Source organism: Pseudomonas sp. FG29, assembly GCF_057809355.1.
In genome coordinates this window covers 344,371-356,096 of record NZ_JBMDJU010000001.1, presented here as the reverse complement: position 1 = coordinate 356,096, position 11,726 = coordinate 344,371, and the positions used below count along the sequence as shown (strand labels likewise).

Sequence of the window (11,726 nt, the reverse complement as noted above, 5' to 3'; positions counted from 1 at the left end):
TGCGCTGACAGGCGAGGGTCAGGGACGCGCTTCGACCTCAGCCTCTACACGACGGTTGATGGCACGGCCTTCGGCAGTGGCGTTGTCAGCCACCGGACGGGACTCGCCATAACCCACGGCATTGACGCGGTTGCCTTCGACACCGTACTGATTGACCAGGACGTCACGCACGGCCTTGGCACGACGCTCGGACAGGCCCTGGTTGTAGGTATCGCTGCCCACGGAGTCGGTGTGACCTTCGACCACGGTGCTGGTGGATGGATACTGTTTCATGAAGTCCGCGAGCGCCTTGATGTCGCCGTAGCTCTCCTGCTTGACCTGGGCCTTGTCGAAGTCGAACTTGACGTCCAGCTCGACCCGCACGGCTTCAGCCGGCTCGGCGACCACGACTTCTTCCTGCTCGACGACCACTTCCTCGACTTGAGCAACCTTCTGCGAATCGGCACCGTGCACCCAGCAATAGGCTGCACCCATGCCCGCACCGACCAGAGCGCCGCCGCCCGCCCAGCTAGAACTTTCGATCGCCCCCAATGCCGCGCCACCCACACCGCCGACGGCGGCACAGGTCGGCCAGTCGGTTTTCTGCACGCCGGCGCAGCCGGTCAACAGGGTGCCGGCCAGAATCAGGGGTACTGCGTTCCTTGTGATACTCATAATTTTAGGTCTCCAATGTTCATCGGCCCATAACCGATCCTCAACCAGTAAAGACGGCTATGGAGTGATACGCCAGTTATGCCCTTTCCACGGTGATGCATGCGCCGCATTGGCGCGTTCCCTGCCGCAATGGCAGTGAATGACGCACTGGGTTAGCCTTTGCTTCCCAGCTAGAGGACGCCAGATGACCCGCCATCCTTCTTCCCGTACACCTCAGCAGGCCCTGGCCGCCCTGCTCGATCGCTATGCCCCGCAGCACCTGCTGCTGGTAGGCGCCAGCGCCCTGCCGGCCGTCAGCGCCTTCCAGGAGGCTCATCCACAATGCCGCATCGACATCGCCCCGGCGGCCCCGCTTTCCACCGAACTGCGCAGCCAGCGCTACGACCTGGCCCTGCTGGTCGACTGCCTGGAGCACCTGTCCAAGAAGCAAGGCCTCGAGCTGCTCGGCGGCATTCGCAACCTCAATGCCAGCCGCGTCGCCACCCTGGTGGACATGCACGCCTGCGACTGGCAGGAAACCGACTTCTACGCCCTGGCCATGCAGGCCAGCGAATGCTTCCAGCGTGAAGGCCAAGTGCTACATCTGTTCACCTATGATCTACTCGATTACAAGCAAGTTCCCGACTGGTTGAACGCAAAGTTCTGGGCCAACCCCGAACTTTTCGGCAAATACTGGTGGTGAGCCGATGACGACCGCTATTTCCAACTGCCCGTGCGGCAGTGGCAACCCGCTCGCACAGTGCTGTGGCCGCTACCATGCCGGCACCCCGGCGCCCTGCGCCGAGCAACTCATGCGCTCGCGCTACAGCGCCTATGTACTGGGCCTGGTGGACTACCTGGTGGCAACTACCTTGCCAGCTCAGCAAGCGCTTCTGGATCGCACCGCCATCGCCGCCTGGAGCGCCCAGAGCACCTGGCTTGGCCTCGAGGTGGAAAGCCGCGAAGTCTTCGGTGGCAAGCCCGAACATGCCCAGGTTACCTTCACTGCACGCTGGCATGACGAGAACGGCGAGCACAGCCATCGCGAATGCTCGGCTTTCGTGCAGCACGAGGGCCACTGGTACTTCATCGACCCCACCGCGCCGCTCAAGGCAGGCCGCAACGATCCCTGCCCCTGCGGCAGCGGCCAGAAGTTCAAGAAATGCTGCAGCGCTTACCTGGGCTGAATATGCCCTGACAAGCGCACCGGCTTCTGCTTGAGTTGATCACTTCGGGCCAGCCAATCGCCCGCGCTCAACAAGGAGAAGCACATGCACAAGCAACGTGGTATCGCCCTCTTTCTGGCCAGCTTGCTGGCCGGTTGCGTCAGCACGCCCCATGAACACTCGAGCGACTTCATCGACCTGGGCGATAGCCAGCGCGTCACACGCCTGTTCGCCTACCCCAACAACTGCAACGTCATCTGCTACCGCGACTGGACGCTGGAACAGACGGTCGAGCACTACCTCGACCAGAGCCTGCAACGCGATGGCTATGCCCAGGCCAGCGTCGAGGTGAAACGCGAAGGCGAGCGCATTCACGCCCATTTCAAGGGCGTGCCGGCCGACTACGGCAAACCGCTCGAAGAACTGCTCGACGCCGGCGACCTGGCCTACGACGGTGCCAGCCGCCTGAACCGCGACGGCAAATGGCAGTACAACTGGTATTTCTTCCTGCCCCTGGGCATGGCCCTGGAGAATCGCAAGAGCGTCGAGCTGCTGCACTTCCCGCCTGACTACTCCCTGACCCAGGCACAGGATTACCTGCATTCCAGCACCACAGACCGCTGGGCGGCGCTGCTCACCTACAACGGCATTGCGGCGACGCAGACACCGGCCTACCAGACCATCATCGACATCGCTCCCATTGCCGCACCAGCCAGCGCCGGTAGCTCGCTGGAGGGCGTTTACGACTATTTCAACAGCTACCAGCAACGGATGGTCAGCGAACTCAGTGCGGGCAAGGGGGGCACCAGTCTGCCCATGGTTGCCTTCGGCAGCCCGGTGCGCAGCTGGATCCAGCAGCAATATGGGGTGACCCTGCCAGTGCTGGGCCTGGGCCAGATCACCGCCGCGCCCGGTCAGACGGTCGCGGTGCTGGGCGCCAACCACCCCAGCTACATCTGGTATGCAGCCGACCCTGCCAATAATGGCGGCAGCCAGACCAAGGCCGACGCCAATGGCATCCAGGTCATGGGTCAGGATCTCAGTGCGGCCTGCTGGCAAGCCGGCATGGGTCAGCAGCCTTCAGCCAATGCGCAGCAAACCCTCGATGGCTGCACGCAGAAATGGCAGGTGACCGACAAGTTGCAGACCTGTGAGCTGTTCTACATCAGCGTGCGCAAGCTCAAGCCCGAGGAAGCCGAAGCCAAGTGCACGAACCAGGCGGGCTAGATGCAAAAACGCCGCACGGCCATGGCAGCGCGGCGTTTTTTGGAGGAGTTGCAGCCGTGCAGTTACCTCAATCCTGCAACTTCAGGTGCGAGGTATCCGGCGCTGGTGCAGTTGCCTCAGCCCGTGCCTGACCCATGTCGCTACCCACAGGCGCCAGGCTGAACTGCGACAGGTCGACCTGCGGCGCCTCGGCCTCCGGCCTGGCATCCTGCAGATCGCTGCCGACCGGCGCGATGCCGAAGTCCGGCGCGTCGACATTGCTGAAAGCCGCCATGTACTCGTCACGCGGCGCAACCTGCAAGCGCCCCGGACGCCCGGCCTGGGCGACAGGAACGCTCGGCGGCTCCATCGGCGGCGGCGCCAGCTCCACTTCCTCGATCGGCATGTCCATGTCGACCACCTCGACCAGCGCTCCGGCTCGCTCCAGTGTTACCCGGTACTTCTCGGCACCGGCGGCATCAAGATTGTTCTTGATCACGATGCGGCGCCCGGAGAACAGCTGAGCGATGCGTTGGGCATCGGCCTGGAACAACTTGGCCAGGTTGGCCTTCACCGGCTCCAGCTGGGCACCCGGCACCAGTTGTCCGGAAAAGGCGATCTCATAGCGGCTCATGGTCACACTCCTGTCCTATTCGGCACTCAGTATGGCGCAGGTTTTTTCCGGCTCACAACGACGCCGTCTCAGCGCCGACCACAGCGTCAGGCAAAACCGGTCGAACGCACTACAAACAGCGGCTTAGGCTACCCAACAGGCGAATCGGGGCACCCGGAAAATAATTGACGCCCCCCAGGTTGCAGCCAAGCGGTTGCTTGTTACACTGGGGCGCAATGGGGGTATGAAATGTTTTCTCAGGCGCAAACGATAAGAATTATCAGCCTATTGATGTTTTTGGGCCTGACTTCAGGCCTGGCAGGATGCTCCACCTGGATGACGGGTGGTTTCAAGGACCCGGATGTCCGACTCATCAAGGTAGACGTGATCAAGGCCAAGCTGCTCGAGCAGGAGTTTCGCCTGCGCTTTCGCATCGACAACCCCAACGGCGTCAGCCTGCCGGTGCGTGGATTGGACTACGACGTCACCCTCAACGACATCCCCCTGGCCGAAGGTTCCTCCAGCGAGTGGTTTACCGTGCCTGCTCACGGCCACCACACCTTCGAGATTCCGGTACGCACCAACCTCTGGCGTCATGTACGCCAGGTGGTGAAGATGCTGGAAAAACCCAACAAGCCGATCCGCTATAGCCTCAAGGGCGAGGTGAAAACCGGCATGCTGTTCAGCCGCAGCGTGCACATGTCGCGCAATGGCGAGATAATTCCCGGCGATTTCATCCCGGAGTAACCCCCATGAGCAACCAACCCCACGTCCACGGCCCTGACTGCAACCACGACCACGATCATCACGATCACGGCCATGTGCACGGCCCGCATTGCAACCACGGCCATCAGGAGCCGGTACGCAACGCGCTGAAGGATGTCGGCCGCAACGATCCCTGCCCGTGCGGCAGCCAGAAAAAATTCAAGAAGTGCCACGGCGCCTGAACCGCGCATGACCACTCTGACCTTGTCCCTGCTGCTCGCCGGCCTGCTGCTGATCGCGGCTTTGGCTGTCTACGCCTGGCACCTCTGGCGCCGCGTCTGGGCCCAGCAACGCGCCCAGGATGAAGCCCGCGAGGAACGCCAGGATCGGCTCGGCGGCGACCTGAACATCCTCGCCAGCAGTCTGCTCGACGAGCAGTTGCCGCTGATCGAGGGCGCCATTCGCATCAAGGTGCTGCTCGACAACTATGACAGTGCCCTGAGCAATGACAGCCGCTGCCAGGTGTTCCACCTGATCTTCGACGCCACTGCCGACGTTCCGACCCACGCCGCCTGGAAGGCGCTGGACAAGACCGAGCGGCGGCGCTTCGAGAAGCGCTTCAACGAACTGGAACTGCAGCACAAGGCCGCCGCCCGCACGGCGGCGCGCTGGCTGCTCGACGATGGGCTCAGGCGCGCACGCACGAACGCCTGAGTCCCTCTTGCCAGGCTGCGACGGCCTCTTTACCTTGGCGCCTTTGTGGCCGATCGACACAGGATCGGCCTTGCCCACGCACACCAAGGAAATCCGCCATGCGCACGCTGGCCCGCCTGACGCTTGCCGCCTCCCTGATCAGCCTCGCCGGCTGCCAGTCCCTGCTCAATAGCCGCTACGCCGACAGCGTGCCGCCCACCCGTGGCGTGGAGCGGGTCAAGGGCGTGGCCGAGAGCGCATCGGTACGGCGCAACGCCCTGGGTATGCCGCTGATCGAGTCGAGCACCTTCCACGACGCCCTGTTCACCCTCGGCTACGTGCATGCCGGCGACCGTCTCAGCCAGATGGTCGGCATGCGCCTGCTGGCCCAGGGACGCCTGGCTGAGATGACCGGACCAGGCGCGCTGGAGATGGATCGATTCATGCGCGCGGTGAACCTGAAGAAGAGCGCGGAGATCCTTTACGCCGACGCCTCGCCGCGCCTGAAGCGCTTCTTTGAGGTGTACGCACGTGGCGTCAACGCCTACCTGTTCCGCTACCGCGATCGCCTGCCCATGGATCTGGCCGAATCCGGCTATCGCCCCGAATACTGGAAGCCAGAGGATTCGGTGCTGCTGTTCTGCCTGCTGAATTTCGGCCTGTCGGTGAACCTGCAGGAAGAAATCGCGGCGCTGACCATGGCCCAGCAAGTGGGCGTGGACAAATTGCCCTGGCTGCTGCCGATCTACCCGGACGAGCCGCTGCCCTTCGCCGAAGCGGAGAAGCTCGCCGGCCTCGATCTCAAGGGCCAGTTACCCGGCCTGCAGGCGATGGCGCGCACCGCTGCGCAGATCGCCGACCAGCACATGCTCGGCGTCGCCGCCTCGAACAACTGGGCCATCGCCCCCGAGCGCAGCCGTGGCGGCAAGAGCCTGCTGGCCAACGACACGCACCTGCCGCTGAGCATGCCGTCGCTGTGGAATTTCGTGCAGATCCGCTCGCCCAAGTACCAGGCTGCCGGCATCTCCCTGGCCGGCGTACCGGCCGTGGTCGCCGGCTACAACGGCAAGCTGGCCTGGGGCATGACCATGGTCATGGGCGACAACCAGGACATCTTCCTCGAACGCATCAAGCGTGAAGGCAGTCGCCTGATGTACCAGGCCGACGGCAAGTGGCTGCCGGTCAGCGAGCGCCAGGAAACCTTCTTCATCAAGGGCCAACGGCCGATCCGCGAAACCCTGTACGAGACCCGCAATGGCCCGCTGCTCAACACCGTGCTGGGCGAGCGCAAGAACATGCTGCAACCGCTCCCCGTACAGAGTGGGTATGGCCTGGCACTGAAGACGGCCCTGTTCGAGCGCGACAAGAGCCTCGATGCCTTCTTCGACCTGTCCCGCGCCCAATCGGTGGACGAAGCCTTCGAAGCCGCGCGGGAAATCCGCGCCATGCCGCTTAACATCGTCTTTGCCGATGCCCAGCACATCGGCTGGCAGGTTACCGGGCGCTACCCGAACCGCAGGGAAGGTCGCGGCCTGATGCCGTCGCCCGGCTGGGACGACCGCTATGCCTGGGATGGCTACGCCGACCCGATGCTGCATCCCTATGACCAGGATCCGCCACAGGGCTGGCTGGGAACAGCCAACGAACGCAGTGTGCCGCCGGGCTACGGCATGCAGTTGTCCAGCTCCTGGTATTACCCGGAGCGCGCCGAGCGTATCGCCGAACTGGCCGGCAACGGTCGCCATGATGCGCGCAGCATGATCGCCATGCAGTACGACCAGACCTCACCCTTCGTCGCCAAACTGCAGGCCATGTTCAATGATCCGGCCATGCATGATTCGCTGCGCCAAGCCATCGCCGCCCTGCCGGCTGGCCAGCGCGAACGCGCCGAGGAGGCGCTGAAGCGCCTGCTGGCCTTCGATGGCAAGCTGGCCGCCACCTCTGCAGATGCGGCCGTCTACGGCGCCTTCCTGCAGGAAAGCGCGCGGCAGATCTTCCTCGACGAACTCGGCCCCGAAGGCAGCCCGGCCTGGAAGGCCCTGCTGGAGACCGCCAATACCTCCTACTCGGCGCAGGCCGATCACCTGCTCGGCCGTCCTGACAGCCCGTTCTGGGACGACATCCGCACCCCGCAGAAGGAAGACAAGCCGGCCATCCTGGCGCACAGCCTGGCCGCCAGCATCGACCTGCTGGAAAGCCGCCTGGGCAGCGAACGGCGCAATTGGCAGTGGGGCAAGCTGCACACCTACGAGTGGGTCACCGACACCACCCGCATGGCGCCCTACATGAGCGCCAGCCAGCGCAGCAGCATCAATGCGCTCAAAGGCTACCTGGATCGCGGCCCCTACCCGGCCGGTGGCGACCACAGCACGCTGAACGTCTCGGCTTACCCCTGGGGACAGGACTTCAACACGTTCCTGATTCCAGCGATGCGCATTGTCGTCGACTTCTCTGCCGACGAGCCGCTGATCGGCGTCAACAGTTCGGGGCAGTCCGGCAACCCGGCCAGCCCGCACTATGCCGATGGCATCGAGTCCTGGCTCAAGGGCGGCTACATGAGCTTCCCGTTCAAGGCGCAGAATCTGGACAAGGTCTACGGCAGCCAACGTCTGCTGCTGATGCCGGGCAAGTAACGACCGTTCGTCGGCAGGCGCTGAACCTTTTGCTCAGCGCCACGCTCTGAATAATCGACTTACTCCATAGATCATCTTTAAGGCGCCCTTGGCGCCTTTTCTTTTGCCTGCAGAAAAATCAGCCGGAATTGAACTTCGCAGAGATCGCAGGCTCAGAACCTATGCATCGATTGCAATGCTCCCCTGGCGCCTCTGGCGCCTATTTTTTTGCCTGCGTTTTCTACACTCGACCTCAGGCCAGCAGGCTGCGGTCGAAAATGAAGGCTGCCCCGGCCTGCGGGCGATGCTCGAGCAGCATCTGCGGGCGCCCCATCTTCGGGTAGTTCTTCTCGCCGGTATCGATGATCCAGCCTTGCGCCTTCATGCGCTCCAGGCGTCCACGCAGCGTGGTGTGCTGCACCGGCTCACCCAGGCTGGCCTGGAAGGCCGCGAGCGCCTCGGTGACGCTGAAGCGTGGCGCCAGCAGGAACAGCGGCAGCGAGCTGTAAACCGATTTGCCCTGCAGACGCTCGGCAGCCAGGCGCACCAGGTGGGCATGATCGAACGGCAGCGCCTGCTGCCCCCCTATCACCGCCTGCAAGTCGACGAAACGTAGACCTTCATCCTGAGGCTCGACGTCCGGCGCGAGCAGCGCTAGGTAGCAGGTACTCAGCGACCAGCCACGCGGATCACGTACACCATTGCCCACCGTGGCCACCTGCTCCAGATGCTGCGGTTGCAAACGCGCCTTTTCCGCCAGCGCCCGCACGGCGGCGGCGTCCAGGCTGGCATCGGCGCAACGGCCGTTGACCAGCACACCCGGCAACGCCCATTGCCCGGCATAGGGCTCACGCTGGCGGCGCAGCAACAGCACCTGCAAACCTGCCTCCCCCAGGCGCAACGCCACGATGTCGACGCCCGCCAAAACCTCCACTGCACTCATCGCGCCCCTCACGTCTCCTTGCACTTATTTCATCTTGACCAATAAGCCCGCGCTTTTCACCTCTGGATGATAAAAAACGCTTGACTACATATTTCATCAGATGAAATATGTAGTCACCCCATGCGCAGGAAGGAGGCGCACCATGAAGATCGCCAGCTTCGATGTAGACGCCCAGAAAGGCTTCACCCCGCTATGCCCGAGCGAGCTGCCCGTGCCCGGTGGCGACACCATCGTCCCGGCACTGAATCAGATGGCCGCTTGCGCGCAACTGCGCATCGGCAGCAAGGATGCCCACAGCCCGCAGGCCGCCTGGGTGGTCGACAGCCACGCCGAGATGCTCCGCGCCCTGCCCCTGGCCAACGCCGATCTGACCTGGGTCAGCCACTGCGTACCGGGCACCCAAGGCTTCGAGTTGCTCGACGGCCTCCCCGCACCGCTGGACTATGACTACTTCGTCTGGAAAGGAGTGGAACCGGATCTGCACCCCTACGGCGCCTGCTACCACGACCTGGCCGAGAAGCGCAGCACGGGCGTGATCGAATTTCTCCGGCACAATGGCGTCGACCATGTAGTGGTCGGCGGCCTGGCATTGGATTACTGCGTCAAGACCACGGCCCTGCAACTGCGTCGTGCAGGTTTCGAGGTAATCGTCTATCTGCCCGCCTGCCGCGCCATCGCCGAAGATACGGCCTCGATCGCCAGCCGAGCGATGGTGGACGCCGGCATCATTCTCGCCGCCAGCCAGGAAGAGCTGGAGGCGACCCTGCCCCTGGAGACACAAGGATGAGCGACAGCATCTTCGCCGACCGCATCGTGCAGAACCTGCTCGATACCGACCTGTACAAACTGACCATGATGCAGGCGGTGCTGCACAACTACCCCAACGCCGAAGTGGAATGGGAGTTCCGCTGCCGCAACAGCGAGGATTTGACGCCCTACCTGGCCGAGATCCGCTACCAGTTCGAGCGCCTCAGCGAACTGAGCCTGACCGTCGATCAGCTCGCTTTCCTCGAACGCATTCCGTTCATCAAGCCGGACTTCATCCGCTTCCTCAGCCTGTTTCGCTTCAACCTGCGTTACGTGCACACCAGCATCGAAGACGGCCAGTTGAGCATTCGCCTGCGTGGCCCCTGGCTGCATGTGATCCTCTTCGAAGTGCCGCTGCTGGCGATCATCAGCGAGGTGCGCAATCGCTACCGCTACCGCGAAGTGCTGCTGGAGCAGGCGGCCGAGCGCCTCTACGAGAAGATCGACTGGCTGCGCAGCGAGGCCAGCGACGACGAGCTGGCCGGTTTCCAACTGGCCGACTTCGGCACCCGTCGGCGTTTTTCCTATCGCGTGCAGGAACAGGCCGTACGCATCCTCAAACGCGATTTTCCCGGCCGTTTCGTTGGCACCAGCAACCTGCACCTGGCGCGCGAGTTCGATGTCAAACCCATCGGTACCATGGCCCACGAATGGCTGATGGCGCACCAGCAACTCGGCCCGCGCCTGATCGACAGCCAGATCGCCGCACTGGACTGCTGGGTACGCGAGTACCGTGGCCAGTTGGGTATCGCGCTGACCGACTGCATCACCATGGACGCCTTCCTGGCCGACTTCGACCTGTACTTCGCCAAGCTCTTCGATGGTCTGCGCCACGACTCCGGCGACCCATTGGTGTGGGCGGAAAAAGCCATTGCCCACTACGAGAGCCTCGGCATCGACCCGATGACCAAGACTCTGGTGTTCTCCGACGGGCTCGATCTGAAGAAGTCGCTACGGCTCTACCGTGCACTTTCCGGGCGAATCCACGTAAGCTTCGGCGTCGGCACCAACCTGACCTGTGACATCCCCGGCGTCGAGCCGATGAACATCGTGATCAAGATGATCGCCTGCAACGGTCAGCCGGTGGCCAAGATTTCCGATACGCCCGGCAAGACCCAATGCCGCGACGAGAACTTCGTCCACTACCTGAAACACGTCTTTCGCGTCCCTGACGCCCAGTGAGGACACAGACATGAGCAACCGCCAAGCCGAAATTGCCGCCGCCCTCGACGTCGTGCCGCCGTTTGCCGACGACGCCGCGCTGATCGCGGAGATCGAGCGGCGCAAAACCTTCATCAAGCACACCCTCAAGCAGTCCGGCCTCAAGGTACTGGTGCTCGGCATCAGCGGCGGCGTCGACTCGCTGACCGCCGGGCGCCTGGCCCAGCTGTCGGTCGAAGAACTGCGCACGGAAACCGGCGATAACGCCTACCGTTTCATCGCCGTGCGCCTGCCGCACAACGCCCAGCATGACGAACACGACGCCCAGGATTCGCTGAAATTCATCCGCGCCGACGAGGAAGATACCGTCAATATCGCGGCCAGCGTGCTGGGTCTGGGCGAGCAGGTCACCCACCTGCAAAAACTCACTGATGCCCGTCGCGACTTCGTCGTCGGCAACATCAAGGCACGCATTCGCATGGTCGCCCAGTTCGCAATCGCCAACGCCAACAATGGCCTGGTGATCGGCACCGACCACGCTGCCGAAGCGGTGATGGGCTTCTTCACCAAGTTCGGTGACGGCGCCTGCGACCTCGCTCCGCTGTCCGGCCTGGTGAAGAAACAGGTGCGCGCCATTGCCGCGCATTTGGGCGCACCGCAGCACCTGGTGATGAAGACCCCGACCGCCGACCTGGAAGAACTGCGCCCAGGCAAACCGGACGAAGAAGCGCACGGCGTGACCTACGCCGAGATCGACGCCTTCCTGCATGGCGAGAAGGTCAGCGACGAGGCCTATGCCACCATCGTGCGCACGTACGACAACAGCCGTCACAAACGCGAACTACCGCTGGTGCCTTGATCCTCGCCGACCGAAAAAGAAGCCGGGCATTGCCCGGCTTCTTCGTTTGCAAACCTGCGCTAATGCCACTCGCCCGCGACACGCTCCGCCGGTGCGACACAACGCTCGACCATCTCGCGAGGCCGGCACTGGGCGACCGGCACCGATGGCGGCTGATCCGGCACCGTCGGCTCACCCGGCTCCTGCGGGGGCACGGGCTTACCAGGCTGATCGGGAATATCGGGTTCCGGCTGGCCGGGAATAGCAGCGGCGCTGAAATCGACAAGGGGCATGGAAGGCTCTCCTGAACGTGGGCTATTGCAAGTTGAGTGCTGCCCGCTCGGGAAAT

Annotated in this window: 13 protein-coding genes and 1 pseudogene; 10 read left to right on the top strand and 4 right to left on the bottom strand. The window is 63.4% G+C overall.

Annotated features, from left to right (window positions below):
- Positions 1-18: 18 nt before the first annotated feature.
- Positions 19-372 (bottom strand): annotated as a pseudogene (locus ACODS1_RS01760) (OmpA family protein); the annotation flags it as partial.
- A gap of 466 nt (positions 373-838) precedes the next feature.
- Here ACODS1_RS01760 and ACODS1_RS01755 point away from each other — a divergent pair.
- From ACODS1_RS01755 to ACODS1_RS01745, 3 genes are all read left to right on the top strand, one after another.
- On the top strand, positions 839-1,336 hold the full coding sequence (locus ACODS1_RS01755; protein WP_322981528.1) for a DUF6231 family protein: 498 nt from the start codon (positions 839-841) through the stop codon (positions 1,334-1,336).
- A 4-nt stretch (positions 1,337-1,340) separates the two neighbouring features.
- Positions 1,341-1,820 carry a YchJ family protein gene (locus ACODS1_RS01750; RefSeq protein WP_489084285.1) on the top strand — a complete coding sequence of 160 codons (480 nt, stop codon included), beginning with the start codon at positions 1,341-1,343 and terminating at the stop codon, positions 1,818-1,820.
- Between the two features lie 84 nt (positions 1,821-1,904).
- Complete coding sequence (locus ACODS1_RS01745) at positions 1,905-3,026, top strand: hypothetical protein (protein WP_489084284.1); 1,122 nt, start codon at positions 1,905-1,907, stop codon at positions 3,024-3,026.
- Positions 3,027-3,093: 67 nt separating this feature from the next.
- On the opposite strand, the gene ACODS1_RS01740 is transcribed toward ACODS1_RS01745, so the two are convergent.
- The gene (locus tag ACODS1_RS01740; RefSeq protein ID WP_489084283.1) at positions 3,094-3,639 is read right to left on the bottom strand and encodes a hypothetical protein; all 546 of its coding nucleotides are present in this window, start codon (positions 3,637-3,639) and stop codon (positions 3,094-3,096) included.
- Between the two features lie 228 nt (positions 3,640-3,867).
- Between ACODS1_RS01740 and ACODS1_RS01735 the strand changes: the two genes are divergently transcribed.
- From ACODS1_RS01735 to ACODS1_RS01720, 4 genes are all read left to right on the top strand, one after another.
- The gene (locus tag ACODS1_RS01735; RefSeq protein ID WP_322981524.1) at positions 3,868-4,365 is read left to right on the top strand and encodes an LEA/WHy family protein; all 498 of its coding nucleotides are present in this window, start codon (positions 3,868-3,870) and stop codon (positions 4,363-4,365) included.
- Positions 4,366-4,370: 5 nt separating this feature from the next.
- The gene (locus ACODS1_RS01730) at positions 4,371-4,565 is read left to right on the top strand and encodes an SEC-C metal-binding domain-containing protein (protein WP_037049080.1); all 195 of its coding nucleotides are present in this window, start codon (positions 4,371-4,373) and stop codon (positions 4,563-4,565) included.
- A gap of 7 nt (positions 4,566-4,572) precedes the next feature.
- Positions 4,573-5,037 (top strand): DUF2489 domain-containing protein, encoded by a 465-nt coding sequence (locus tag ACODS1_RS01725; RefSeq protein ID WP_322981523.1) that lies wholly within the window; start codon positions 4,573-4,575, stop codon positions 5,035-5,037.
- Between the two features lie 98 nt (positions 5,038-5,135).
- Positions 5,136-7,649, top strand: coding sequence for a penicillin acylase family protein (locus ACODS1_RS01720; RefSeq protein ID WP_489084282.1), 2,514 nt, complete (start codon positions 5,136-5,138; stop codon positions 7,647-7,649).
- Positions 7,650-7,881: 232 nt separating this feature from the next.
- Here the strand turns inward: ACODS1_RS01720 and ACODS1_RS01715 are convergent, their stop codons facing one another.
- Positions 7,882-8,571, bottom strand: a complete 690-nt coding sequence (locus ACODS1_RS01715; protein WP_489084281.1) for an NUDIX domain-containing protein — start codon at positions 8,569-8,571, stop codon at positions 7,882-7,884.
- A gap of 100 nt (positions 8,572-8,671) precedes the next feature.
- Here ACODS1_RS01715 and ACODS1_RS01710 point away from each other — a divergent pair, with 100 nt between their 5' ends.
- From ACODS1_RS01710 to nadE, 3 genes are read left to right on the top strand one after another with little or no spacing between them, the layout of a single operon-like run.
- The gene (locus ACODS1_RS01710; RefSeq protein WP_489084280.1) at positions 8,672-9,358 is read left to right on the top strand and encodes a nicotinamidase; all 687 of its coding nucleotides are present in this window, start codon (positions 8,672-8,674) and stop codon (positions 9,356-9,358) included.
- Complete coding sequence (gene pncB / locus ACODS1_RS01705) at positions 9,355-10,560, top strand: nicotinate phosphoribosyltransferase (protein ID WP_322981519.1); 1,206 nt, start codon at positions 9,355-9,357, stop codon at positions 10,558-10,560. The genes ACODS1_RS01710 and pncB overlap by 4 nt, the downstream gene beginning before the upstream one ends.
- A 10-nt stretch (positions 10,561-10,570) precedes the next feature.
- Positions 10,571-11,398 carry an NAD(+) synthase gene (gene nadE, locus ACODS1_RS01700; RefSeq protein ID WP_489084279.1) on the top strand — a complete coding sequence of 276 codons (828 nt, stop codon included), beginning with the start codon at positions 10,571-10,573 and terminating at the stop codon, positions 11,396-11,398.
- Between the two features lie 59 nt (positions 11,399-11,457).
- Here nadE and ACODS1_RS01695 read toward each other — a convergent pair whose 3' ends face one another.
- A complete protein-coding gene (locus ACODS1_RS01695) occupies positions 11,458-11,670 on the bottom strand; it encodes a hypothetical protein (RefSeq protein WP_489084552.1) in 213 nt (70 codons plus the stop codon).
- Positions 11,671-11,726: the final 56 nt, after the last annotated feature.